Source organism: Variovorax sp. VNK109, assembly GCF_049445855.1.
Classification (GTDB): Bacteria; Pseudomonadota; Gammaproteobacteria; order Burkholderiales; family Burkholderiaceae_C; genus JAGOCV01.
The window spans coordinates 582,552-605,470 of sequence record NZ_JBMSDV010000002.1 but is presented as its reverse complement, the minus strand read 5'-3'; the positions used below and the strand labels follow the sequence as shown (position 1 = coordinate 605,470).

Below are 22,919 nucleotides of genomic sequence, written 5' to 3'. Positions count from 1 at the left end.
TCAATCAAATAGTTATGAATCTGCATCAGTTCCGATTTGTGCAGGAGGCGGCCCGGCGCAACCTGAACCTGACTGAAGCCGCCAAGGCGCTGCACACCTCGCAGCCGGGCGTGTCCAAAGCGATCATCGAGCTGGAAGAAGAGCTCGGCGTGGAAATCTTCGCGCGCCACGGCAAACGCCTCAAGCGCATCACCGAACCCGGCGAACACGTCCTGAAAAGCATCGAGCTCATCATGCGCGAGGTGGGCAACCTCAAGCGCATCGGCGAGCAGTTCAGCGCACAGGACAGCGGCACGCTCTCCATTGCGACGACGCACACCCAGGCGCGCTATGTGCTGCCGGTGCCCGTGGCCAAGCTGCGCGAGGCGTATCCCAAGGTCAACGTGAGCCTGCACCAGGGTGCCCCGGACCAGGTGGCCCGCATGGTGATCGACGAGATCGCCGAGATCGGCATCGCGACGGAATCGCTGTCGGACTACTCCGAACTCGTCACACTGCCCTGCTACGAATGGCAGCACGCGCTGGTGGTGCCTGCCGACCATCCGCTCGCCAAGAAGGAACGCCTGACGCTGGACGACATTGCGGCCGAGCCCCTCATCACCTACCACCCGTCGTTCACCGGCCGCACGCGCATCGACAACGCATTCGCCGCGAAGAAACTCACGCCGCGCATCGCGCTCGAAGCCATCGACTCGGACGTGATCAAGACCTACGTGCGCCTGGGTCTGGGCATCGGCATCGTGGCCGAGATGGCGGTGCGTGAAGACGCGGGCAACAATGCCGATCTGGTGTCACGCCCGCTCGGCCACCTGATCGGCATGAACGTTGCTCGTGTAGCGTTCAAGCGCGGCGCCTACCTGCGCAACTTTGTCTTCAAGTTCGCCGAACTGCTGAGCGACAGGCTCGACCGGAACCTGATCGGCAAAGCGCTCACCGGCAACGCATCCGACTACGATCTCTGACCATGACCACTGCAGTCCACACCCCCGCCCTCGAAACCAAGCTGCCCGCCGTCGGCACCACCATCTTCACCGTGATGTCCGCGCTGGCGGCCGAGAAAGGTGCCGTCAACCTCGGCCAGGGCTTCCCCGATTTCAACTGCGACCCCAAGCTCGTCAATGCCGTCACGGCTGCCATGCAGGGTGGTCTGAACCAGTACCCGCCCATGACCGGTGTGCCCGCGCTGCGCGAAGCCATTTCGGCCAAGATCGCCGCGATGTACGGTCACACGTACGACGCAGGCAGCGAGATCACCATCACGGCCGGCGCGACGCAGGCCATCATCACCATCATCCTGGCCGTGGTGCGGCCGGGCGACGAAGTCATCGTGCTCGACCCGTGCTACGACAGCTACGTGCCCAACATCGACCTCGCTGGCGGCACCACGGTCCGCGTGCCGCTGATCCCCGGCACCTTCCGCCCCGACTTCGACAAGATCGCCGCGGCCATGACGCCACGCACGCGCGCCATCATCGTCAACTCGCCGCACAACCCGAGCGCCACCGTCTGGTCGCGCGAGGACATGCTCAAACTCGAGGCACTCCTCGCGCCCACCGACGTGCTGCTGATCAGCGATGAGGTGTACGAGCACATGGTCTACGACGGCCAGCAGCACCAGAGCGCGGCGCGTTTCCCCGGTCTGGCTGCGCGCGCGTTCATCGTGTCCAGCTTCGGCAAGACCTACCACGTGACAGGCTGGAAGGTAGGCTACGTGGCTGCACCTGCCGCCTTCACGCACGAATTCCGCAAAGTGCACCAGTTCAACGTGTTCACCGTGAACACACCGGTGCAACACGGCCTGGCCAGCTTCATGGCCGATCCCGAGCCCTATACCTCGCTGCCGGCCTTCTACCAGCACAAGCGCGACCTGTTCCGCGAAGGCCTGTCGCGCACGCGTTTCAAACTGCTGCCCAGCCAAGGCAGCTACTTCCAGTGCGTGGACATCTCCGACCTGGCCGTGCCCGAGAAGGATCTTTCCGAAGCCGATTTCTGCCTGTGGCTGACGGGTGAGATCGGCGTCGCGGCCATTCCGCTGTCCGCGTTCTATGCAGACGGGTTCGACCAGCGCGTGGTGCGCTTTTGCTACGCGAAGAAGGACGAGACGCTGAAAGCTGCGCTGGACCGCCTCGCACGCCTGTAAGTCCGGTTGTAAGACTGCCCCCACAGCGCGTCGCGCCTTGCGCCTGCCTGCGCTGCGCGCGGCAGGGACCAAGATCGCTCCATCAACAACCCGATGGAGAGAACATCATGTCCCTGTCATTCATCCTGCTGATCGTGCTGCTGCTCATCCTGATCGGCGCACTACCCACCTGGGGTTACAGCAAAAACTGGGGCTACGGTCCGAGCGGCGGTCTGGGCCTCGTGGTCGTGGTCGTCGTGCTGCTGGCCGTCATGGGCCACATCTGACGCAAGGTCCTGAAGAGATCAGTTCGAAAGCTGCGCCCACGCCTTGTCGAGCCGCTTGAGGCTCACGGGCTGGGGCGTACGCAGTTCCTGCGCGAAGAAGCTCACGCGCAATTCCTCCAGGAGCCAGCGGAATTCGAGCATGCGCTCGTCCATCACGCCCTTGCGCTCCGCCACAAGACGCCAGTAACGCTGCTCCTGAGGGCGCAGTTCTGCCAGCTTGGCCGCATCACGCGCGGGATCAGCGCGCAGTTTGTCCAGCCGCAAGGTCACCGCTTTGAGATAGCGCGCGAAATGCTGCAACTGCGACCATGGCGTGTTGGCCATGAAGCGCCTGGTCACCAGACGCTGCAACTGCTGTGACGCGTCGGCTGTGGCGTCAGGCTGGATTTTCGTGTCCTTGATCTTGCGTGCGGCCGTCGCATATTCGATGAGGATGACACCCGCAAGGCGCGCCACTTCGTTCGCAATCAGCGTGAGACGCCCCCGCCCTTCTTCCACACGACGCTTGAACTCAGCCTCGCTCGTGGGCAACGGGTCCAGCAGGAAGGCACGGTCCAGCGCGACGTCGATGATCTGCTGGCGCAGTTCTTCCATCGTGCCCAGTGGCATGAACGCCACCGCCATCTTCTGCAGGTCGGGAACGTTTTTCTCGAGGTACTTGAGCGCATCGCGAAGTTGCAGCGCGAACAGGCGGCGCAGCCCGATGCGGTGCTTCGCCTGCGCGACTTCGTGCTCGTCGAACACTTCGACCGTTACCGCATCCCCCAGATCGACCAGCGCCGGAAAGCCGATGAGCGTCTGGCCACCCTTGCGGATTTCCATGAGCTCGGGGAGCTCGCCGAAAGTCCAGGCGGTGTAGCGCTGCGGCTCCATGGCTCTGGTCGCCGGCGCGGCGGCAGGTGCAGGCTTGCCGGCCTTGTCACCTTGCGCCTTCTGCGCTGCACCCTGCGTTGCAGGCGTCGGCGCAGTTTGCGGCGCGTCCGCCAGTTTCAGCCCGGCGAGCGCCTGGAATGCCCCACGCGCCTGTGCGCCGAGTTCGGCCTTGAGTGCACCGAGGTTGCGCCCGGTTCCGAGCTGGCGGCCATGCTCGTCCACCACGCGGAAATTCATGAACATGTGCGGCGGCAACATGTCGAGCTTGAAGTCGGCGCGCTTCACGTCGAGGCTGGTCTCCTGCCGCACCTGTTTGAGCAGCACATCCGTCAGCGAGCCGTTGCCGAAGTTTTCCGGCGTGCCCAGCACCTGCGCGAGGCGCGCGGCAGCCTCGGGCAGCGGCACGAAGCGCGAGCGCGGCTTCTGCGGCAGGCTTTTCAGCAGCGCCTGGATCTTGTCCTTGAGCATGCCGGGCACCAGCCACTCGCAGCGCTCTTCGCTCACCTGGTTCAGCACGAAGAGCGGCACCGTTGCCGTGAGCCCGTCTTTCGGATCGCCGGGTTCGTGCAGGTAGGTCGCGGCGCAATCCACGCCGCCCAGCCGCACCGTGCGCGGAAACGCCTGGGTCGTGACGCCGGCGGCCTCGTGACGCATCAGTTCTTCACGCGTGAGCAGCAGCAGGTCGGGCTTCGCCTTCGACTCACTGCGCCACCAGTCTTCCAGTTGCTGGCCGCTCATCACGTCCTGCGGCACCTGCTGGTCATAGAAGGCGAAGATCAGTTCCTCGTCCACCAGCACGTCCTGCCGGCGCGACTTGTGTTCGAGCTCTTCCACCTGCCGCAGCAGCTTGCGGTTGGCGGCCAGGAACGGCAGGCGTGTCTCCCATTGCCCGCCGACCAGCGCCTCGCGGATGAAGAGTTCGCGCGCCGCCTGCGGATCGACCCGGCCGAAGTTCACGCGGCGCCCGCTGTAGACGACGAGGCCATAGAGCGTGGCGCGCTCCAGCGCCATTACCTCGGCGGTCTTCTTCTCGTAGTGAGGGTCGAGCAACTGCTTCTTCAGCAGATGCCCGGCCACGGTCTCGATCCACTGCGGCTCGATGCCCGCGATGCCGCGGCCGAAGAGGCGGGTCGTCTCCACCAGTTCGGCGCAGACGATCCAGCGGCCCGGCTTCTTCGACAGGTGCGCGCCCGGATGGCGGTGGAACTTGATGCCACGCGCGCCGAGGTACACGTCCTCATCTTCGAGCTTGCAGCCGATGTTGCCCAGCAACCCCGACAGCATCGACATGTGCAGTTGCTCGTAGCTTGCGGGCGTGGTGTTGAGTCGCCACTTGTGCTCGGCCACGACGGTGTGCAACTGGCTGTGGATGTCTCGCCACTCACGCACGCGGCGCACGTTCACGAAGTTCTGCCGCAGCAACTGCTCGTATTGCCGGTTGCTCAGGCGGTGGGTGTCGCCATGCCCGCCGCGCGCCGTCTCCAGCCATTTCCAGAGCTTGAGGTAGCCGCTGAACTCGCTCTTCTCGTCGTCGAACTTCACATGTGCCTGGTCGGCCGCCTGCTGCGCTTCGAGCGGCCGGTCGCGTACGTCCTGCACCGACAGCGCGGACGCGATGACGAGCACTTCGTCCAGCGCCTGGCGTTCGCGCGCTTCGATGATCATGCGGCCGACGCGCGGGTCGAGCGGCAGGCGTGCGAGCTCACCGCCGAGCGGCGTGAGCTCATTCGCGTCGTCCACCGCGCCGAGTTCGTTGAGCAACTGGTAACCGTCGGCAATCGCGCGGCGCTGCGGCGGGTCGAGGAACGGGAATTCCTCCACCACACCCAGATGCAGCGACTTCATGCGCAGGATGACGCCCGCCAGCGAGCTGCGCAAGATTTCCGGGTCGGTGAAACGAGGACGGCCCGCGAAGTCCTTCTCGTCGTAGAGGCGGATGCAGATACCGTCGGCCACGCGGCCACAACGGCCCGCACGCTGGTTGGCAGCAGCCTGGCTCACGGGTTCCACCAGCAACTGCTCCACCTTGCTGCGGAAGCTGTAGCGCTTCACGCGCGCCGTGCCCGCGTCGATGACGTAGCGGATGCCCGGCACGGTGAGCGAGGTTTCGGCCACGTTGGTGGCCAGCACAATGCGGCGCCCGGCGTGCGAATCGAACACGCGCTCCTGCTCGGATTGCGACAGGCGCGAGAACAGCGGCAGCACTTCGGCGTTGCGCAATACCGGCTGGTGGCTCAGGTGCTTGCGCAGATGATCCGCCGCCTCGCGGATTTCGCGTTCGCCCGGCAGGAAGACGAGGATGTCGCCGCTGCCGCGCGAGTCGCGCCAGAGCTCGTCCACCGCGTCGGCGATGGCGTCGTTCAGGTCGTGGTCGCGGCTCTCCTCGAAGGGACGCCAGCGTTGCTCTACCGGGAACAGCCGGCCCGACACCATGATGACCGGCGCCGGCCCCTGCGCTGACGCGAAGTGCTGCGCGAACCGGTCCGCATCGATGGTGGCCGACGTGACGATCACCTTCAAATCGGGACGACGCGGCAATATCTGCCGGATGTAGCCCAGCAAAAAGTCGATGTTCAGCGAGCGCTCGTGCGCCTCGTCGATGATCAGCGTGTCGTAGGCCTTGAGCAGCGGATCGGTCTGCGTCTCGGCCAGCAGGATGCCGTCCGTCATGAGCTTGACCGACGCGTCGCGGCTGAGCCTGTCCTGGAAGCGCACCTTGTAGCCCACCACTTCGCCCAGCGGTGTGTGCAGTTCTTCGGCAATGCGCTTGGCCACCGAACTCGCGGCGATGCGGCGCGGCTGCGTGTGGCCGATGAGGTGCCCGCGTTGACCGGGATGATTCAGCTTGCCCCGGCCCATGGCCAGCGCGATCTTGGGCAACTGCGTGGTCTTGCCCGAACCCGTCTCGCCGCAGACGATGATGACCTGGTGCTCCGCGAGCGCAGCCATGATGTCGTCGCGTTTGCCCGACACAGGCAGCGACTCGGGGAACTCGATTTTCAGGGGCTCGGCGGACAAGGGGCAACTTCGTAGAGAATCGCGGATTATCCCAGCCCCACCCCATGTCTGCCGTCTTCAATTTCACCTTCGTCCCGTGGTTCCGCTCTGTCGCGCCGTACATCCACATGCACCGCGGCAAGACCTTCGTGGTCGGCATCGCGGGTGAAGCCATCGCGGCAGGCAAGCTGGCGCATCTGGCGCAGGACCTGGCGCTCATCCAGAGCATGGGCGTGAAGATCGTGCTGGTGCACGGCTTCCGCCCGCAGGTGAACGAACAACTCAAGGCCAAGGGCCATGCAGCGAAGTACTCGCACGGCATGCGCATCACCGACGAAGTCGCGCTGGACTGCGCGCAGGAGGCCGCCGGTCAGTTGCGTTACGAGATCGAGGCCGCGTTCAGCCAGGGGCTGCCCAACACGCCCATGGCCGGCTCTACCGTGCGAGTGATCTCGGGCAACTTCCTCACCGCACGGCCCGTGGGCATCGTGGACGGCGTGGACTTCCAGCATTCGGGCCTCGTGCGCAAGGTGGACGTGGCCGGCATCATGCGCACGCTGGACTTCGGCGCCATGGTGCTGCTGTCGCCCTTCGGCTTCTCGCCCACCGGCGAGGCCTTCAACCTCACCATGGAAGAAGTGGCGACCAGCGTGGCGATTGCGCTGCAGGCGGACAAGCTTGTGTTCCTTACCGAGATTCCAGGCATCCGCATCAAGCCGACCGAGCCCGAAGGCGAAGACAACCCCATCGACACCGAGCTGCCGCTGGCCGCCGCCGAGCAACTGCTGCAGACGCTGGCCGCGCCCCAGTCGCCCACCGACGCCGCGTTCTACCTGCAGCACTGCGTGAAGGCCTGCAAGGCCGGCGTGGAACGAAGCCACATCCTGCCCTTCTCGGTGGACGGCTCGCTGCTGCTGGAAATCTATGTGCACGACGGCATCGGCACCATGGTCATCGACGAGAAGCTGGAAGAACTGCGTGAAGCCACGGCCGACGACGTCGCGGGCATCCTGCAACTCATCGAGCCCTTCGAGAAAGACGGCACGCTGGTCAAGCGCAGCCGCACCGAAATCGAACGCGACGCCGACCACTACACCGTGGTCGAGCACGACGGTGTGATCTTCGCCTGTGCTGCGCTCTACCCCTACCCCGAAGCCAAAACCGGCGAAATGGCCGCCCTCACCGTCTCACCGCAGAGCCAGGGCCAGGGCGACGGCGAGAAAGTGCTCAAACGCGTCGAACAACGCGCCCGCGCCATGGGCCTGGACAGCATCTTCGTCCTCACCACCCGCACCATGCACTGGTTCCTGAAACGCGGCTTCGTGCAGGTCGACCCCGACTGGCTGCCCGAAGCCCGCAAGCGCAAGTACAACTGGGACCGGAAAAGCCAGGTGCTGGTGAAGAAGCTCAGCTGATCAGGGCCTGCACCAGCACGCCGAGTACGAACAGCACCGGCATCGGCGACCACGCGATCCAGATCGCCAGCCTGCGGCGGCTGGTCTGCAGGCAGAACATCACGGCCAGCATGTAGCCGAGAAAAAGGAAAGCGGTGACGCCGACGAAGATACCGAAGGCCATCAGGCTTTCGTCGCTCGAACTGGCGCCCGCGAAGGCGAGGAAGGCAAGCGTGATGAACGAATGCCCGACAACGCCCGCCACCGACAGCATGAAGGCCAGACGCGCCTTGGGGTGCGTGAATCGTGCCGGGGCTTGGGGGGGAGTTTCCGCAGGCGAGGAAGCGGGTGTCAGGGCACTGTCTTCGCTGTTCATGGGGATGCGGGAGGTCAATGGTCGGAGCGATAGGATTCGAACCTACGACCCTCTGGTCCCAAACCAGATGCGCTACCAGACTGCGCTACGCTCCGACGAAGGACGCATTCTACCGTGAGGAGATTTCCATGAGCATCCGCATCGTGAGACTGGGCGGCGAACGTGCGCCGGACGAGGGTTTGCGCATCGGCACCGTCCGCCGGCCGCCGCGTGGGGTGCCGAAGACGGAGTTCGCCAGCCGGAACTGGTACGACGTGTGGTACCCCAACCTCGCGCCGACGCCCGAGACGATGAAGCTGGGCCAGGAAGCCACCACCGACAAGGACTGGGCCGCGTTCACGAAGCGCTACCGCACCGAGATGGCCGGGGCCGATGCGAGCCGCAGCCTCGACCTGCTGGCCGCGATGTCGCGGCACGGCAGTTTCTCGGTCGGGTGCTATTGCGAGGATGAATCGCGCTGCCACCGGTCCGTGCTGCGCGCGCTCCTTGTGGAACGCGACGCGGACATCGTCGACTGAGTTCAGCGGCGAATCAAAGCTTCACATACTCGTACTCGACCGGGTTGGCATTGATGCCACGGTCCGGCGGTGCGATCCACGCGGCCATCTTGCCGGGCTCGATGACGCGGTTCATCAGGCTCTTGACGAAACGCACGTCGTCTTCGGTCGGCAGCCACTGGTCCTTCTTCGCCTCGAATTCGGCGGCGGTGATCGGGTTGCCTTGCGGGTCGGTGTGCGCGCCGCCCCAGACACCCACTTCGCGACGGAAGCGGATGGACGGCAGCTTGAGTTCCAGGTCCACGCCCGCGCGCTTGATGGCCATGTTCCAGCGGGTCACGCCGACGTTGCAGTCCTTCACGTATTCCAGGCGCGTGACTTCGTTGATGCCGTTGCGCACCGAGATGGTTTCGGTCTTCACGCCGCCGTTGCCGTCGGGCACGTCGATGGTCATCTCGGTGCCGGCTTCCACGTGGTCGGCGAACTTGGCTTCGTCCGGACGGCCCTTGATGCCGTTGCTGAAATAGTTGGCGGCGTTGGACGACGCTTCCGAGCCGAACAGGTCGAGCGAGCTGGTGAACCAGAAGTTCATGAACTTCTGGATGGTCGGCAGATCAATGACGCCGGCCTTGCGCAGCTCGGCGGGGTTGTCGGTGTCGAGTTCCTTCATCACTTCGAGCGTGCGCTTGATGACGCGGCCGACGCCCGTCTCGCCCACGAACATGTGGTGCGCTTCTTCGGTCAGCATGAAGCGCGTGGTGCGCGCCAGCGGGTCGAACGCGGATTCGGCGAAGCTCTTGAGCTGGAACTTGCCGTCGCGGTCGGTGAAGTAGGTGAACATGAAGAACGACAGCCAGTTGTCCATCGGTTCGTTGAATGTACCCAGGATGCGCGGCTTGTCGGCGTCGCCGCTGTGGCGCATGAGGAGTTCTTCGGCTTCTTCACGGCCGTCGCGTCCGAAGTGCGCGTGCAGCAGGTAGACCATGGCCCAGAGGTGGCGACCCTCTTCCACGTTCACCTGGAACAGGTTGCGCAGGTCGTACAGCGACGGGGCGGTGTGGCCCAGCAGGCGCTGCTGCTCCACCGACGCGGGCTCGGTGTCGCCCTGCGTGACGATCAGGCGGCGGAAGGTCGAGCGGTATTCGCCGGGCACGTCCTGCCAGACGTCCTGGCCCATGTGGTCGCCGAAGCCGATCTTGCGGTTCTCTTCCTTGTCGGCCAGGAAGATGCCCCAGCGGTAGTCGGGCATGGGCGTGTAGCCGTAGCTGGCCCAGCCTTGCGCGTCCACGCCGACGGCGGTGCGCAGGTAGACCTCTTTTGCCTTGAAGTCGCTCGGGCCCATCTCGTCCCACCAGTTGAGGAACGCGGGTTGCCAGTGCTCCAGCGCGCGCTGAAGCTGGCGGTTGTCCGCCAGGTTCACGTTGTTGGGGATGAGGGCTTGCAGGTCGATCGTGCTCATGGTGTTGCTTTCCTGTTTGTCTCGTTGATCGTCAGACGCGCTTCCAGTCGAAACGGGCTTTCTTGCCGGTGCCGAAGAGCTTCAGTGCGCCCTCTTCACCCACCGCATTCGGGCGGATGAAGATCCAGTTCTGCCATGCCGACAGGCGGCCGAACACGCGCGTCTCCATCGTCTCCTTGCCGGGGAAGCGCAGCGAGGCTTCCATGCCGGTCATGGCGTCGGGCGAGAGCGACGCACGCTCTTCCAGCATGATGCGGATCTCGTCTTCCCAGTCGATGTCGTCAGGCGTGAGCGTGACGAGGCCGAGCGCCAGCGCCTGGTCGGCACGCAGCGGGCTGTCGTTCAGGCCCTGCAGTTGCTCGATGGTCTTCGTGTCTTCGTTGAAACGCGTCTGCAGGCGCGTGAGGCCGTTCACTGCCGGGTAGCGGCCGAAGTTGGCGGCATTCAGGCGCAGCGCGGGCGCAGCATCGGGCGAGTCCGGCAGGTCCAGCATGTAGATCCGGTCACAGGCCAGCGCGAGTTCATAGAACGTGCCGGCGAAGCACGAGCCTTCGTCCACCAGCGCGATCAGCGAGCGGCTGGTCACGTCGATGCGGGCCAGCGTGCGTCGCAGCGCGCCAATGGTTTCGCGAACCAGCCAGTGTCCCTTGTTCTGCTCGAGCACGGCGTCGGCCTGCATCACCAGGTTGGCGTCGCCACGGGTCTTGAAGACCCAGGTGCCGACTTCGAGTTCGTTGGTGCGCAGGTTGAGGATGGCGTCGTCCAGTTCGCGCTGGACTTTCAGCGGCCACCAGTTCGCGCCGGCGGCTTCGATGGCGGCCGGCGTCGATTCGATGGACGCCTGGGGTGCGTTCACCGTGATGGTGGCGATGCGCGTTTCGCGGTCCACGAGTGCATCCACGGTTTCGTAGTGGTAACCGGCGTCGTCGATCGTGGCCTTGAGCGGCGTGAGCTCGATGCCTTGCGCCGGGCCGTTGCGGCCGGACTGGGCTTTGAGCGCGTTCACTTCGGCGTCGATCAGCGCGCCGAACTGCTGCGGCTTGGCATGGTCGTCGATCAGCTTCCAGTCTTTCGCGCGGTCGGCGCGCACGCCTTCGCTGGTCGTGCAGAAGATGTCGGCCAGGTCACGGCGCACCTTGCGCTTGTCGGTGACGCGGGTCAGGCCGCCGGTGCCGGGCAGCACGCCGAGGAGCGGCACTTCGGGCAGGCTCACGGTGGACGAGCGGTCGTCCACCATCACGATGCGGTCGCAGGCCAGCGCGAGTTCATAACCACCGCCTGCGCAGGCGCCGGTGACGGCGGCAATGGCCTTCAGGCCTTCGTTGCGCGAGGAGTCTTCCAGGCCATTGCGCGTCTCGTTGGTGAACTTGCAGAAGTTCACCTTCCAGCCGTGCGTCGACAAACCCAGCATGTAGATGTTGGCGCCCGAGCACCAGATCTTTTCCTTGCCCGATTCGAACACCACCACCTTCACGGCGGGGTGCTCGAAGCGGATGCGGTTGATCGCGTCGTGCAGTTCGATGTCCACGCCCAGGTCGTAGCTGTTGAGCTTGAGCTTGTAGCCGGGCTTGATGCCGCCGTCTTCGTTGATGTCGAGCTTGAGGCGCGCCACGTCGCCATCGACCGACAGCGTCCAGTGCTGGTACTTGGTGGGGTGGGTGCCGAAGCGCACCAGTTCGCGCTCGCCCTGCTTGAACAGGAGGGGTTCGGTCATTGCATTCATCGGGGTGTCTCCTTGGAAATATTGGCGTTGGTGTTGGGTGCGGCCTGCGCGGGAACGGCCCGCTCCAGGTCCTTGAGTGATTGACGGGGGGTGCGGGCAGCCGTGTCGACCACGGCATCCGCACGTGCATACAGCGCTTCGCGGCTCGAGAGGATGCGGCGGATGTCTTCCATCGCTTCATTCGTCGCGCCGCGCGTCGTGTCGAACGGGCGCATGTCACCCTGCGCCACGACGCGGCTCATGTGTTCTTCGGGGCTGGCCTTGAGCCAGACACAGTAGAAGCGGCTTTGCAGGAGGTCGAAGGTCTCGCGCTCGCTCACGATGGAGCCGCCGGTGGTCATGACGACGCCGTCGGCGTGGTCTTCGGCAATGCGGAACAGCGCGCGACGTTCGTAGCGGCGATACCCGGCCTGACCGTGAAGCAGCAGGATTTCATTCATGCTGGTGCCGGCTTCGCGCTCGATCTCGCGGTCGAGTTCGATGAAGGGCACGCCGCGTTCCGCCGCAAGCTGTGCGCCGAGCGTGGATTTTCCGGCGCCGCGCAGACCGATGAGCGCGACCCGCTGTTCGCGGCCCTGCGCATCGGCCAGGCCGAAGGTACTGCCCAGCAGCGAATACGCCTGGTCGAGCTGCGTGTCGTCCAGCCGGGCGAGCATGCCCTGCACGCGGGCCAGCGCGGGGCGCGGCGCATCGTGCAGCAGGTCGAGGATGGAGATGTTCAGCGCCTGGGCCGCAGCCTCCAGCGAATTGATGGACACATTGCCCTTGCCGCTTTCGACGTCGGCCAGGAAGCGTTCGCTCAGGCCCGAGTCGGCCGCGAGTTGCTTGCGCGTCATGCCGCGGCGGGCACGCCACGCGCGCACACGGGCACCGAGTTCGGCGAGCGTGGCCTTGGCTTCCATTTCAGTCGCGACGGTCGGTTGCATGCGGTCTTTTCAAAAAAGATTTGCGATACATCAAGATTGCAGTATACTTCCTATCACTTTCATGTCAAGCAGTTTATTGCATTCTGGAGACACCATGAAGCTCAAGATCCTCGTGGGCACCATGACGAGCACCGCAGACTATGTCGCCCAAGCGATCCAGATGGATTGCGCCGACCTCGTCAGCGACATCGAAGTCACGTTGATGGACGGGCTGGACATCAGCGTTTTCGACGAAGATGCACTTTATCTCATTTGCACATCCACCTACGGGTCGGGCGACGTGCCGGACAACGCGCGCGCCCTGTACGACTCGCTGGACACCAACCCCAAGTTCCTCGGCCATGTCCGCTACGGCGTCATCGCGCTGGGCGACCGCACTTACATGCAGACCTTCTGCTTCGGCGGCAAGAAATTCGACGAGCGCCTGCAGGGGTTGGGCGCACATCGCATCGGCGAAGTCTGGTGCCATGACGCGAGCGCCGGCACGCTGGCCGAAACCGAAGGCACCGAGTGGTGCCGCGAGTGGCTCGCGCTGGCGCTGGCCGGAACGCCCGCATGACCTGAAACGAAGAATGCCGCGGGCCTGCCGATAAAAACCAGGGCAACCCGCTTCGAGAACAAGACCCCGGATGGAGACAGCATGCAGATCAGCCGAGCGGACCATAGCGTCAGTCCGCCCCATGTAGAAATTCCGCGCGAGTTCAACGCCGCGCATGACCTGCTGGCGCGCAATGCGACGCGCGGCAGCAAGGTCGCCTTCATCGACGCCATCTCCGGCGAGACGCTCACCTACGCGCAACTCAGCGAGCGGGCGCACCGCTTTGCCAATGCGTTGCGTGTACAAGGCATCGAGCGCGAGAGCCGCGTGCTGCTCGCGATGCTCGACACGCTGGAGTGGCCGGTTGCGTTCCTCGGCAGCATTCTGGCGGGCGTGGTACCCGTCGCGGCGAACACGTTGCTGACGGCGAAGGACTTCGAGTTCATGGCGCGCGACTCGCGTGCGCAGGCGCTCATCGTGTCGGACGCCCTGCTCGCGCAGTTCGAGCCCTGGTTGGCCGACGTGCGCTCGCTCAAGACCGTCATCGTCGGCGGCACGATGGATGCGGGCAAGCACCAGAGCATTGCGGGTCTCGTCGCAGCTGCGCCGGCAACGCCCGAAGTGACGCCGACTTGCGCCGACGAAGCCTGCTTCTGGCTCTATTCGAGCGGCTCGACCGGCACGCCCAAGGGCACGGTGCATCTGCACAGCCACCTGATCCAGACGGCCGAACTCTATGGCCGCGCCATTCTCGGCATCCGCGAGGACGATGTCGTCTATTCCGCCGCGAAACTTTTCTTCGCCTACGGCCTGGGCAACGGGCTCACGTTCCCCATGAGCGTGGGCGCCACAGCCGTGCTGCTGCCCGCACGCCCGACCCCGGCTGACGTGTTCGACGTGCTGAAGAAATACCAGCCCACCGTGTTCTACGGCGTGCCCACATTGTTCGCGGGCCTGCTCGCGGATGCCGCACGGCCGAAGAAGGCCGAACTCAACCTGCGCGTGTGCACCAGCGCAGGCGAGGCCTTGCCCGCCGAGATCGGCAAGAAGTGGACGGGCGAATACGGCTGCGAGATCCTCGACGGCATCGGCTCCACCGAAATGCTGCACATCTTCCTGTCCAACCGGCCGGGCCAGGTGCGCTACGGCACGACGGGCATGGCGGTGCCGGGCTATCAGCTACGCATCGTGGGTGACGACGGTCAGGTCTGCGGCGATGGCGAGATCGGCGAACTGCAGATCAGTGGCCCCACGTCGGCGCTGATGTACTGGAACAACCGCGCGAAAACCAAGCAGACCTTCGCCGGCGAATGGACGCGCAGCGGCGACAAGTACACACGGGACAAGGACGGCTACTACACCTACGGCGGTCGCAGCGACGACATGCTCAAGGTCGGCGGCATTTACGTGAGCCCGTTCGAGGTCGAGGCGTCGCTGATGACGCATGCTTGCGTGCTGGAGGCTGCCGTCATCGGCGTTGCCGACACCGACGAGCTCGTGAAGCCCAAGGCCTATGTGGTACTCAAGCCCGGCCAGACGGCGACAGCCGAAGATCTGAAGGTGCATGTGAAGAACCAGCTCGCGCCGTACAAGTACCCGCGATGGATCGAGTTCGTGAACGAACTGCCCAAGACCGCGACCGGCAAGATCCAGCGATTCCGTTTGCGTGCGCAGGCGCGGTAAGCGCGCTTTCATTGGGGTAAATCATGTGGCGTTGCACAAAAGTCCTGCGTTAGATTTGCTTCAAGCCTAAATTAAAAGGAGACAACCATGACCTCTCGCCGACTCGTCCTCACCCGCAGCGCCGCCGTCATCGGCGCCGCTTCCACCGGCTTGCTTCTGCCGCAGATCGTGCGTGCACAAGGCAACAAGGTGCGGGTGGGTTTCATGCTGCCCTACACCGGCACCTTCGCTCAACTGGGTGTTGCCATCGAGAACGGCGTGCGCATGGCCATCGATGAAAAGGGCGGCAAGCTCGGGGGTCGCGAAATCGAATGGTTCAAGGTGGACGACGAGTCCGAGCCGTCCAAGGGCATCGAGAACGCCAACAAGCTGGTGCAGCGCGACAAGGTGGACGTGCTGATCGGCACGGTGCACTCGGGCGTGCAGATGGGCATCCAGAAGGTCGCGCGCGACTCGGGCGTGCTCAACCTCATCCCCAACGCCGGCGTGCATGCAGCCACGCGCGCGCTGTGCGCGCCCAATGTGTTCCGCACCAGCTTCACCAATTCGCAGCCCACGCTCGCGCTGGGCCAGGCCATGGTGGCCAAGGGCCACAAGAAGGCGGTGTGGATCACCTGGAAGTACGCGGCCGGCGACGAAGCCTTCGAAGGTTTCAAGGAAAGCTACACCAAGGCAGGCGGCACCATCGTCAAGGAACTGGGCCTGCCCTTCCCCAACGTCGAGTTCCAGGCGCTGCTCACCGAGATCGCTGCGCTCAAGCCGGATGCCGTGGCCTGCTTCTTCGCAGGCGGCGGCGCCGCCAAGTTCATCCGTGACTACGCGGCTGCAGGCCTCAAGGGCAAGATCCCGCTGTACGGCTCGGGCTTCCTCACCGAAGGCGTGCTCGATGCAGCCGGCCCTGCGGCCGACGGCATCATCACCACGATGCACTACAGCGATTCGCTGGACACGCCGCGCAACAAGCAGTTCCGCCTGGAATACGCGAAGGCGTTCCGCATGCAACCCGACGTGTACTCGGTGCAGGGCTACGACACCGGCCTGCTGCTGGTGCAGGGCGCCGCTGCGGTCAAGGGCGACCTGAACAACAAGGCCGCGCTGTACAAGGCAATGGAGTCCGCCACCATTGACAGCCCGCGCGGCAAGTGGACGATGAGCAAGTCGCACAACCCCGTGCAGGACATGTACCTGCGCGTGGTCGAGAACAAGGAGAACAAGGTGATCGGCGTGGCCGCCAAGGCGCTGGCCGACTCCGGTGCCGGTTGCCGCATGGGCTGAGCCCATCGCAACGAGGCATGCAGCCTCCGGGCTGCATGCGATGTCAGTGACGGCGGATGCGGTCCGCCGTTTTTTTTGTGTGGATGAGTTGGCCCGACAGGTTCATGGATTTAGCGAACTTCCTGATTCAGATACTCAACAGCGTGCAGTACGGCCTGCTGCTGTTCATGCTGGCCGCCGGCCTGACGCTGATCTTCGGCATCATGGGCGTGGTCAATCTCGCGCACGGCAGCTTCTACATGCTGGGCGCTTACCTCGCGTGGTCGCTCTCCAGCATGACGGGCAACCTTGCCGTGGCCATCGTGCTTGGTGCGGCGTTGTCGGTGGTGTTCGGGCTCGCACTCGAATGGCTGCTGTTCCGCCACTTCTACAAGCGCGATCACCTGGACCAGGTGCTGCTGACCTTCGGCCTCATCTACATCTTCGAGGAAGTCCGTTCTCTGCTGTGGGGCGACGACGTACACGGCGTGGAAATTCCCTCGTTGCTCTCCGCGTCGATCCCGCTGACCGACACGCTGTCGTACCCGGTGTACCGGCTCTTCATGTCGGGGCTTTGCATCGTACTGGCCATCGGCCTGTACCTTCTCATCGCCAGGACGCGACTGGGCATGAAGATCCGCGCCGGCGCGTTCAACCGCGACATGGCCGAGGCGCTGGGCATCAACATCAAGCTGATCCATGCGATCGTGTTCGCGCTGGGCGTGGCGTTGGCCACGGTGGCCGGCATGATCGCCGCGCCGATTTCCAGCGTCTACCCGAACATGGGTTCGCAGGTGCTGATCATGTGTTTCGTGGTCGTCGTCATCGGTGGCATCGGCTCGGTGCGTGGCGCACTCATCGCCGCGCTGCTCGTCGGCCTGGTCGATACCTTCGGCAAGGTGCTGCTGCCTTCGGTGGCGGGCATGCTCGTGTACATGCTGATGGCAGCGGTTCTCCTCTGGAAGCCTGAAGGCTTGTTCCGGCAATGAGCAGTCCCCGCGCAAATCTCGAGCAGCTGCCGCGCAGCGTGCAGTTCGTCATGGTGCTGGGCTTGATCGCCCTGGCAGCCTTCCCGTTCGTGGGCAGCGATTTCTACACGCAAATGGTCGCGCGCATGATGATCCTGGCGATCTTCGCGATGAGCCTGGACCTGCTTCAGGGCGTGACGGGCCTCGTCTCGCTCGGTCATGCGGCGTACTTCGGCGTGGCCGGTTACGCCCTCGCCTTCCTCACGCCGCAGGGTGAACCGGTCAGCCTCTGGTGGACACTGCCCGTCGCGGTGCTGGCCTCGGCAGCCGTGGCGCTCATCATCGGATTCTTCGTGGTGCGCACGCACGGCATCTACTTCATCATGGTGACGATGGCTTTCGCCCAGATGATCTTCTACCTGTTCTTCGACAACAAGGTGCTGGGCGGCTCCGACGGTCTGTACATCAACTTCCGGCCCGACGCGTCCATCTTCGGATGGCTGGCGTTCGACCTGGAGAACAAGCGCGTCTTCTATTACTTCGTGCTCGCGCTGCTTGTACTGATCTACGTGTTCCTGCGACGCCTGCTGTGGAGTCCATTCGGTCGCACGCTCGCAGGTATCCGCGTGAACGAGCACCGCATGCGCGCCATCGGTTTCAGCACCTTCGGCTACAAGCTCTCGGCGTTCACGCTGGCCGGCGCGCTGGCGGGTCTTGCGGGTTACCTCTGGGGTGCACAGACGGGCTTCGTGAACCCCGAGTTGATGGGTTTCCACATGAGCGCGCACGCGATCATGATGGTCATCCTCGGCGGCATGGGCAACTTCGCGGGCGCGATCGTCGGCGCATTTGCCTTCGAGTACCTGCTGCACGTCTTCAAGGACCTGCCGGCCATCGGCAGCTTCAACACCGGCAAGCACTGGCAGTTGTGGATGGGCAGCTTCATTGTGCTGGTGGTGCTGCTGGCGCCGCGCGGTCTGCTTGGTCTGGTGCAGCAGATCACGCAGCGGCGTGCGCCGTCCGCAGACAAGGAGGTGTCGCATGACTGACACGGCATCTGAAGTCCTGCTCGTCGCGCGCAACCTGACCAAGCGTTTCGGTGGGCTGGCTGCCGTGAACGACGTGTCGCTCGACCTGTGGCGTGGCCGCATCCATGCCGTCATCGGTCCCAACGGTGCCGGCAAGTCGACGCTGACGAACCTGCTGTCCGGTGACATCGCACCGACCTCGGGGCAGGTCACGCTCGGTGGTCATGACATCACCGGCATCAAGCCCGACGCCATCTCGCGCAAGGGCCTTGGCCGCAGCTACCAGAAGACGAACATCTTCGCGCCCTTCACCGTGTGGGACAACGTGCAGCTCGCCGCGCAATCGCGCGCACCGCATGCGCTGCGCTGGCTGCATCGCGCCGACAGTTTCGCGCCGACACGCGAGCGCGCCGGGCGTGCCATCGAACTCGCAGGCCTGACGGCGCGACGCGACGCGATCGCCGGCACCATCAGCCACGGCGAACAGCGCCAGCTCGAGATCGCCATGACGCTGGCCACGCAGCCGCAGGTGCTGCTGCTGGACGAGCCGCTGGCCGGCATGGGTGTCGCCGAAGCCGAACGCATGGTTGCGCTGCTGCTGCGCCTGAAGCAGGAGCACGCGATGATGCTCGTCGAGCACGACATGGACGCCGTGTTCGCGCTGGCCGATCACCTCACGGTGATGGTCAACGGCCAGGTCATCGCCAGCGGCGCGCCCGCTGCCGTGCGTGCCGATGCGGGTGTGCAGTCCGCCTATCTCGGCGAGGAGGAGGCTCACCATGGCTGAGATGCTGATCGAGGCGACGGGCCTCAACACCTACTACGGCGCGAGCCATGTGCTGCGTGGCGTCGACTTCTCCGTCGCGCGCGGCGAGACCATCGGCCTCATGGGCCGCAACGGCATGGGCAAGAGCACGCTGCTCAAGAGCATCATGGGTCTGGTCAAACCACGCAGCGGACAGGTGCGCATCACCGGGCGTGACATGACGCACCGTCCGCCCTATGAGGTGGCGCAGCTGGGCATCGCCTACGTGCCCGAAGGCCGCGGCATTTTCGGCAACCTGAGCGTAGTCGAGAACCTGCAGATGGCGGCCCGCACCGGCACGCGCGGCCAGCGCGACTGGACCTACGAACGCGTTCTGGAGACCTTTCCCCGCCTCAAGGAGCGGCTGGGCCACGGCGGCCAGCAGCTCAGCGGCGGCGAGCAGCAGATGCTGACCATCGGCCGCGCGCTGATGACCAACCCCGACGTGCTGATCCTCGACGAGGCGACGGAAGGCCTGGCCCCGCTGATCGCCCGCGAGATCTGGCGCATCTGCGGACTGATCCGCGAGACCGGCATCAGCAGCGTCATCGTGGACAAGAACTGGAAGCACGTCACCCGGATCACCGACCGCAACGTCATCCTGGTCAAGGGGCAAGTGGTCTACGCCGGGTCGACGGCCGAACTGGTGGCCCAGCCCGCCATGCTGGAGCAGCATCTGGGCGTCTGACGGCTGGCGAATCCGGGCCCGTCACAACCAGGGCATTGAAATTGCTTCTTTGCGCACGACTTTTGTCGCTGGTTTTGCGACAATCGCGCGACAAGTCGGCTCGAAATGCCAAACAACGACGGGGGTTCAATGAACAAATGGTTGGTGGGTCTGTGCCTGTGCGTTGCTGCCCTTTCGGGCCGCGCGCAGACGGTATGGTTCACAGTCATGGGTTCCGAGAAGGATCCGAACGTCAACACCATCCAGGTGGATCCGGTGCCGGTCGAAGTGAACGAAGCCGGCCGCATCATGAAGCTGCGCATCAGCCGCTCGGCCGAACGCAGGAACTGGGAGGGCGTGCCCTACCGTTCGTACAACGCCCGCGTGCAGATCGACTGCGGCAAGCGCACCGCCAAATATCTCTGGGGTGAGTTTTTCAGCCAGCCGCTGTGGCAGGGCACGTCACACGTCACGACCGACTACTCTGTCGGCCCGACACGCCAGATGCTCTTCCTGGATGTCGAACCCAACCCGACGCAGCGGATCATCCGCGCCGCCTGCCCGATCCGCGAACTCCGCGAGTAAGTTGCGGGCGGCGTTCAGGCGTTCCGGCATCCCGGGCGTATCAGTTACTCCCGCCCTGCTCTCCACCATCGCCATGGACCCGGCCGCGCGCCACCTGCACGAGGCCGAACACCAGCCCCAGCACGCCGAACACGATCACCAGCAGCTTGGCCTGGAAGCTCGTGAGGTGAAAGCCGAACAGCCACATCCAGACCGCAGCGAACATGGCGCCCGCGCTCCACATCAGGATGGCGAGCAGCACGAAACGGAGCGCCCCCAGCTTTTCTTTCACCGGATATCTTTCATGACGGTGGTCGACGCTATCAGGTCGCGCGTACGATTGCCACTGCCCGGACAATCACCGCAGGAATGTCCGGATTTGCATGAAGCTCACCTGGCTCGAACCATCGCAACCTTTCCCCCCGCCCTCGCGTGCGTGGGGTGCGAGCACGCCCGCGCCCGGCTTGCTCGCGGCCGGCGGGGTGCTGGACGTGCCGACGCTGCGCGCCGCGTATTCGCAGGGCATCTTCCCGTGGTTCAGTGAAGGGCAACCCATCCTCTGGTGGAGCACCGACCCCCGGATGGTGCTGCACCCATCCGAGTTCCGGCTGCACCGTTCGCTGCGCAAGGCGCTGCATCGCTTCGCCCAGACACCGGGCTGCGAATTGCGGATCGATACCGCCTTCGGTGAGGTCGTGCGCGCTTGTGCCCAAAGCCCGCGCGAAGGCCAGTCGGGAACCTGGATCGTGGAGGACATGATCCAGGCTTACGAAGCGCTTCATGCCGCCGGCAGCGCGCACAGCGTGGAGACATGGATCGACGATGAACTCGTCGGTGGTCTCTACTGCGTGGCACTGGGTCGCGCCGTCTTCGGGGAGTCCATGTTCGCGCGCCGCACCGACGCGTCCAAGATCGCCCTGTCCGCATTGGTCGCGCTGTGCCTGCGCCACGGCGTGGACCGGATCGACTGCCAGCAGAACACGCGGCATCTCGCCTCGCTGGGCGCGCGCGAAATCCCCCGGGCCGACTTCGTGTCGGGTCTGGCCGACAGCACAAAGGCACAACCCTTCCCATGGCGCTTCGAGCCCGTATACTGGGACGAACTTTCTGCACTCCGCCACCCGCAGACGTGACGCACCTCAAGGACCTGCCGCTACAGACACTGCAGTTCTATGCGACTGCACCCTACCCCTGCAGCTATCTGCCGGGGCGACAGGCACGGTCCCAGGTTGCAACGCCCAGCCATCTCATCCACAACGATGCGTACTCCGACCTCGTGACCAGCGGGTTCCGTCGCAGTGGCATGTTCACGTATCGACCCTATTGCGACGGCTGCCAGGCCTGCGTGCCCCTGCGCGTAGTGGCTTCGCAATTCAGGGCCAGCCGCAGCCAGCGAAGGGCCTTGGCGCAGCATTCGAACCTGCAGGTGCGCGTGCTCAAACTCTGCTTCGTGCCGGAGCACTACCACCTCTACCTGCGCTACCAGAACGGCCGCCACTCCGGCGGCGGCATGGACCATGACAGCATCGACCAGTACACCCAGTTCCTCCTGCAGAGCCGGGTGAATTCACGGCTGGTGGAATTCCGCGAGACACGCGAGGACGGTTCGCCGGGTGCGCTGCGCATGGTGTCCATCCTGGACGTGCTCAACGACGGCATCTCGGCGGTCTACACCTTCTACGAACCCGAGCCCCAAGCCAGCTACGGCACCTACAGCGTGATGTGGCAGATCGAGCAGGCACGCCAGCTCAAGCTCCCTTACGTCTACCTCGGCTACTGGATCGAGGCGAGCCCGAAGATGAACTACAAGTCGCGCTTCAGGCCGAGTGAAGTGCTGCGCGACGGACAATGGCGCGCGCAGGACGTCCAGGACAGCCCCGCGTAATGAATTCGGATTGCTTTGCGTCGATCCGCGCACGCCGGCATTTCATAAAGTAAAATCCGACTCGTCTGCAGTACGGGCCCTTCTCATGAGAAAAGCTGATTCCAGCGTCGCCGCCACGCCGACCATCCAGGTGATCGAGCGGATGTTCTCCCTCATCGACGTTCTCGCCTCGCGCGAGGATGCCGTCTCGCTCAAGGAGATCAGCGAGAAAACCGGCCTGCACCCCTCCACCACCCATCGCATCCTCAATGACCTGGCCGTCGGCCGCTTCGTCGACCGGCCCGAGGCCGGCAGCTACCGCCTGGGCATGCGCCTGCTGGAGCTTGGCAATCTGGTGAAGGGCCGGCTGAACGTACGTGATGCCGCGTTGCTGCCCATGCGCGAACTGCACAAGCAGATCCAGCAACCGGTGAATCTCAGCATGCGCCAGGGCGACGAGATCGTCTACATCGAGCGCGCTTACAGCGAGCGCTCCGGCATGCAGGTGGTGCGGGCCATCGGGGGCCGTGCGCCGCTGCACCTCACGTCCACCGGCAAGCTGTTCCTCGCCGCAGACGATCCGCAACGCGTGCGCGCCTACGCCACGCGCACCGGCCTGGCCGGCCATACCCGAAACAGCATCACGCAGTTGCCCGTGCTCGAACGCGAATTGTCGAAGGCACGCCAGTACGGACTGGCGCGCGACAACGAAGAACTGGAGTTGGGCGTCCGCTGCATGGCCGCCGGCATCTATGACGATCAGGGAAAGCTGGTGGCAGGCCTGTCGATCTCGGCCCCAGCCGACCGTCTGGACGAAGGCTGGCTGCCCAAGCTGCAGTCGACCGCGGACGAGATTTCAGGCGCGCTGGGCTTCACGCCCGGCCGTTGAACCCCGGC

Annotated in this window: 22 protein-coding genes and 1 tRNA gene; 16 read left to right on the top strand and 7 right to left on the bottom strand. The window is 64.7% G+C overall.

Going from position 1 to position 22,919, the window contains the following annotated elements:
* Nucleotides 1-14: 14 nt before the first annotated feature.
* From ACO2Q9_RS10420 to ACO2Q9_RS10410, 3 genes are all read left to right on the top strand, one after another.
* Nucleotides 15-962: a CysB family HTH-type transcriptional regulator gene (locus ACO2Q9_RS10420; RefSeq protein ID WP_423310951.1), complete on the top strand. Its 948-nt coding sequence runs from the start codon at nt 15-17 to the stop codon at nt 960-962.
* Between the two features lie 2 nt (nt 963-964).
* The gene (locus ACO2Q9_RS10415) at nt 965-2,140 is read left to right on the top strand and encodes a pyridoxal phosphate-dependent aminotransferase (protein WP_423310949.1); all 1,176 of its coding nucleotides are present in this window, start codon (nt 965-967) and stop codon (nt 2,138-2,140) included.
* A gap of 107 nt (nt 2,141-2,247) precedes the next feature.
* Nucleotides 2,248-2,406, top strand: coding sequence for a DUF3309 family protein (locus ACO2Q9_RS10410; RefSeq protein ID WP_423310947.1), 159 nt, complete (start codon nt 2,248-2,250; stop codon nt 2,404-2,406).
* A gap of 18 nt (nt 2,407-2,424) precedes the next feature.
* Here the strand turns inward: ACO2Q9_RS10410 and hrpA are convergent, their stop codons facing one another.
* The gene (gene hrpA, locus ACO2Q9_RS10405; protein WP_423311246.1) at nt 2,425-6,228 is read right to left on the bottom strand and encodes an ATP-dependent RNA helicase HrpA; all 3,804 of its coding nucleotides are present in this window, start codon (nt 6,226-6,228) and stop codon (nt 2,425-2,427) included.
* A gap of 113 nt (nt 6,229-6,341) precedes the next feature.
* Here hrpA and argA point away from each other — a divergent pair, with 113 nt between their 5' ends.
* A complete protein-coding gene (argA, locus tag ACO2Q9_RS10400) occupies nt 6,342-7,691 on the top strand; it encodes an amino-acid N-acetyltransferase (RefSeq protein WP_423310945.1) in 1,350 nt (449 codons plus the stop codon).
* Here the strand turns inward: argA and ACO2Q9_RS10395 are convergent.
* On the bottom strand, nt 7,684-8,046 hold the full coding sequence (locus ACO2Q9_RS10395) for a hypothetical protein (RefSeq protein ID WP_423310943.1): 363 nt from the start codon (nt 8,044-8,046) through the stop codon (nt 7,684-7,686). The genes argA and ACO2Q9_RS10395 overlap by 8 nt on opposite strands.
* 18 nt (nt 8,047-8,064) lie before the next feature.
* Nucleotides 8,065-8,141 (bottom strand) — tRNA-Pro (locus tag ACO2Q9_RS10390).
* A gap of 33 nt (nt 8,142-8,174) precedes the next feature.
* On the opposite strand from ACO2Q9_RS10390, the gene ACO2Q9_RS10385 reads away from it, so the two are divergent.
* Nucleotides 8,175-8,564 carry a DUF488 domain-containing protein gene (locus tag ACO2Q9_RS10385; protein WP_423310941.1) on the top strand — a complete coding sequence of 130 codons (390 nt, stop codon included), beginning with the start codon at nt 8,175-8,177 and terminating at the stop codon, nt 8,562-8,564.
* 13 nt (nt 8,565-8,577) lie between these two features.
* Here the strand turns inward: ACO2Q9_RS10385 and boxB are convergent, their stop codons facing one another.
* The 3 genes from boxB to ACO2Q9_RS10370 are packed head-to-tail and all read right to left on the bottom strand — an operon-like array spanning nt 8,578 to nt 12,651.
* Nucleotides 8,578-10,002: a benzoyl-CoA 2,3-epoxidase subunit BoxB gene (gene boxB / locus ACO2Q9_RS10380; RefSeq protein ID WP_423310939.1), complete on the bottom strand. Its 1,425-nt coding sequence runs from the start codon at nt 10,000-10,002 to the stop codon at nt 8,578-8,580.
* Nucleotides 10,003-10,033: 31 nt separating this feature from the next.
* Entirely contained in the window at nt 10,034-11,725 is a 1,692-nt protein-coding gene (boxC, locus tag ACO2Q9_RS10375) for a 2,3-epoxybenzoyl-CoA dihydrolase (protein WP_423310937.1), read from the bottom strand.
* Nucleotides 11,722-12,651: a helix-turn-helix transcriptional regulator gene (locus tag ACO2Q9_RS10370; RefSeq protein WP_423310935.1), complete on the bottom strand. Its 930-nt coding sequence runs from the start codon at nt 12,649-12,651 to the stop codon at nt 11,722-11,724. Before ACO2Q9_RS10370 ends, boxC begins: the two co-directional genes overlap by 4 nt.
* A gap of 94 nt (nt 12,652-12,745) precedes the next feature.
* Here ACO2Q9_RS10370 and ACO2Q9_RS10365 point away from each other — a divergent pair, with 94 nt between their 5' ends.
* The 8 genes from ACO2Q9_RS10365 to ACO2Q9_RS10330 all read left to right on the top strand — a co-directional run bounded on the left by ACO2Q9_RS10365 (nt 12,746) and on the right by ACO2Q9_RS10330 (nt 20,179).
* On the top strand, nt 12,746-13,210 hold the full coding sequence (locus tag ACO2Q9_RS10365) for a flavodoxin domain-containing protein (RefSeq protein WP_423310933.1): 465 nt from the start codon (nt 12,746-12,748) through the stop codon (nt 13,208-13,210).
* A gap of 81 nt (nt 13,211-13,291) precedes the next feature.
* The gene (locus tag ACO2Q9_RS10360; RefSeq protein WP_423310931.1) at nt 13,292-14,872 is read left to right on the top strand and encodes a benzoate-CoA ligase family protein; all 1,581 of its coding nucleotides are present in this window, start codon (nt 13,292-13,294) and stop codon (nt 14,870-14,872) included.
* An 87-nt stretch (nt 14,873-14,959) separates the two neighbouring features.
* Nucleotides 14,960-16,147, top strand: coding sequence for an ABC transporter substrate-binding protein (locus ACO2Q9_RS10355; RefSeq protein WP_423310929.1), 1,188 nt, complete (start codon nt 14,960-14,962; stop codon nt 16,145-16,147).
* A 104-nt stretch (nt 16,148-16,251) separates the two neighbouring features.
* Entirely contained in the window at nt 16,252-17,115 is an 864-nt protein-coding gene (locus ACO2Q9_RS10350) for a branched-chain amino acid ABC transporter permease (RefSeq protein ID WP_423310927.1), read from the top strand.
* Nucleotides 17,112-18,143, top strand: a complete 1,032-nt coding sequence (locus ACO2Q9_RS10345) for a branched-chain amino acid ABC transporter permease (RefSeq protein ID WP_423310925.1) — start codon at nt 17,112-17,114, stop codon at nt 18,141-18,143. The genes ACO2Q9_RS10350 and ACO2Q9_RS10345 overlap by 4 nt, the downstream gene beginning before the upstream one ends.
* Complete coding sequence (locus ACO2Q9_RS10340) at nt 18,136-18,909, top strand: ABC transporter ATP-binding protein (RefSeq protein ID WP_423310923.1); 774 nt, start codon at nt 18,136-18,138, stop codon at nt 18,907-18,909. Before ACO2Q9_RS10345 ends, ACO2Q9_RS10340 begins: the two co-directional genes overlap by 8 nt.
* Nucleotides 18,902-19,615: an ABC transporter ATP-binding protein gene (locus ACO2Q9_RS10335; RefSeq protein WP_423310921.1), complete on the top strand. Its 714-nt coding sequence runs from the start codon at nt 18,902-18,904 to the stop codon at nt 19,613-19,615. Before ACO2Q9_RS10340 ends, ACO2Q9_RS10335 begins: the two co-directional genes overlap by 8 nt.
* A 129-nt stretch (nt 19,616-19,744) precedes the next feature.
* Complete coding sequence (locus tag ACO2Q9_RS10330) at nt 19,745-20,179, top strand: surface-adhesin E family protein (RefSeq protein WP_423310919.1); 435 nt, start codon at nt 19,745-19,747, stop codon at nt 20,177-20,179.
* 40 nt (nt 20,180-20,219) lie between these two features.
* On the opposite strand, the gene ACO2Q9_RS10325 is transcribed toward ACO2Q9_RS10330, so the two are convergent.
* Nucleotides 20,220-20,450 carry a hypothetical protein gene (locus ACO2Q9_RS10325; protein ID WP_423310917.1) on the bottom strand — a complete coding sequence of 77 codons (231 nt, stop codon included), beginning with the start codon at nt 20,448-20,450 and terminating at the stop codon, nt 20,220-20,222.
* 91 nt (nt 20,451-20,541) lie between these two features.
* On the opposite strand from ACO2Q9_RS10325, the gene aat reads away from it, so the two are divergent.
* From aat to ACO2Q9_RS10310, 3 genes are all read left to right on the top strand, one after another.
* Nucleotides 20,542-21,291 (top strand): leucyl/phenylalanyl-tRNA--protein transferase, encoded by a 750-nt coding sequence (aat, locus tag ACO2Q9_RS10320; RefSeq protein WP_423310915.1) that lies wholly within the window; start codon nt 20,542-20,544, stop codon nt 21,289-21,291.
* Nucleotides 21,288-22,043 (top strand): arginyltransferase, encoded by a 756-nt coding sequence (locus ACO2Q9_RS10315; RefSeq protein WP_423310913.1) that lies wholly within the window; start codon nt 21,288-21,290, stop codon nt 22,041-22,043. The genes aat and ACO2Q9_RS10315 overlap by 4 nt, the downstream gene beginning before the upstream one ends.
* An 85-nt stretch (nt 22,044-22,128) precedes the next feature.
* Nucleotides 22,129-22,911 (top strand): IclR family transcriptional regulator, encoded by a 783-nt coding sequence (locus tag ACO2Q9_RS10310; RefSeq protein ID WP_423310911.1) that lies wholly within the window; start codon nt 22,129-22,131, stop codon nt 22,909-22,911.
* Nucleotides 22,912-22,919 lie beyond the last annotated feature (8 nt).

Coding starts and splice junctions, on each gene's coding strand:
- ACO2Q9_RS10420 (WP_423310951.1), top strand. CDS start 15: ATGAATCTGCATCAGTTCCGATTTGTGCAGGAGGCGGCCCGGCGCAAC.
- ACO2Q9_RS10415 (WP_423310949.1), top strand. CDS start 965: ATGACCACTGCAGTCCACACCCCCGCCCTCGAAACCAAGCTGCCCGCC.
- ACO2Q9_RS10410 (WP_423310947.1), top strand. CDS start 2,248: ATGTCCCTGTCATTCATCCTGCTGATCGTGCTGCTGCTCATCCTGATC.
- hrpA (WP_423311246.1), bottom strand. CDS start 6,228: ATGGCTGCGCTCGCGGAGCACCAGGTCATCATCGTCTGCGGCGAGACG.
- argA (WP_423310945.1), top strand. CDS start 6,342: ATGTCTGCCGTCTTCAATTTCACCTTCGTCCCGTGGTTCCGCTCTGTC.
- ACO2Q9_RS10395 (WP_423310943.1), bottom strand. CDS start 8,046: ATGAACAGCGAAGACAGTGCCCTGACACCCGCTTCCTCGCCTGCGGAA.
- ACO2Q9_RS10385 (WP_423310941.1), top strand. CDS start 8,175: ATGAGCATCCGCATCGTGAGACTGGGCGGCGAACGTGCGCCGGACGAG.
- boxB (WP_423310939.1), bottom strand. CDS start 10,002: ATGAGCACGATCGACCTGCAAGCCCTCATCCCCAACAACGTGAACCTG.
- boxC (WP_423310937.1), bottom strand. CDS start 11,725: ATGAATGCAATGACCGAACCCCTCCTGTTCAAGCAGGGCGAGCGCGAA.
- ACO2Q9_RS10370 (WP_423310935.1), bottom strand. CDS start 12,651: ATGCAACCGACCGTCGCGACTGAAATGGAAGCCAAGGCCACGCTCGCC.
- ACO2Q9_RS10365 (WP_423310933.1), top strand. CDS start 12,746: ATGAAGCTCAAGATCCTCGTGGGCACCATGACGAGCACCGCAGACTAT.
- ACO2Q9_RS10360 (WP_423310931.1), top strand. CDS start 13,292: ATGCAGATCAGCCGAGCGGACCATAGCGTCAGTCCGCCCCATGTAGAA.
- ACO2Q9_RS10355 (WP_423310929.1), top strand. CDS start 14,960: ATGACCTCTCGCCGACTCGTCCTCACCCGCAGCGCCGCCGTCATCGGC.
- ACO2Q9_RS10350 (WP_423310927.1), top strand. CDS start 16,252: ATGGATTTAGCGAACTTCCTGATTCAGATACTCAACAGCGTGCAGTAC.
- ACO2Q9_RS10345 (WP_423310925.1), top strand. CDS start 17,112: ATGAGCAGTCCCCGCGCAAATCTCGAGCAGCTGCCGCGCAGCGTGCAG.
- ACO2Q9_RS10340 (WP_423310923.1), top strand. CDS start 18,136: ATGACTGACACGGCATCTGAAGTCCTGCTCGTCGCGCGCAACCTGACC.
- ACO2Q9_RS10335 (WP_423310921.1), top strand. CDS start 18,902: ATGGCTGAGATGCTGATCGAGGCGACGGGCCTCAACACCTACTACGGC.
- ACO2Q9_RS10330 (WP_423310919.1), top strand. CDS start 19,745: ATGAACAAATGGTTGGTGGGTCTGTGCCTGTGCGTTGCTGCCCTTTCG.
- aat (WP_423310915.1), top strand. CDS start 20,542: ATGAAGCTCACCTGGCTCGAACCATCGCAACCTTTCCCCCCGCCCTCG.
- ACO2Q9_RS10310 (WP_423310911.1), top strand. CDS start 22,129: ATGAGAAAAGCTGATTCCAGCGTCGCCGCCACGCCGACCATCCAGGTG.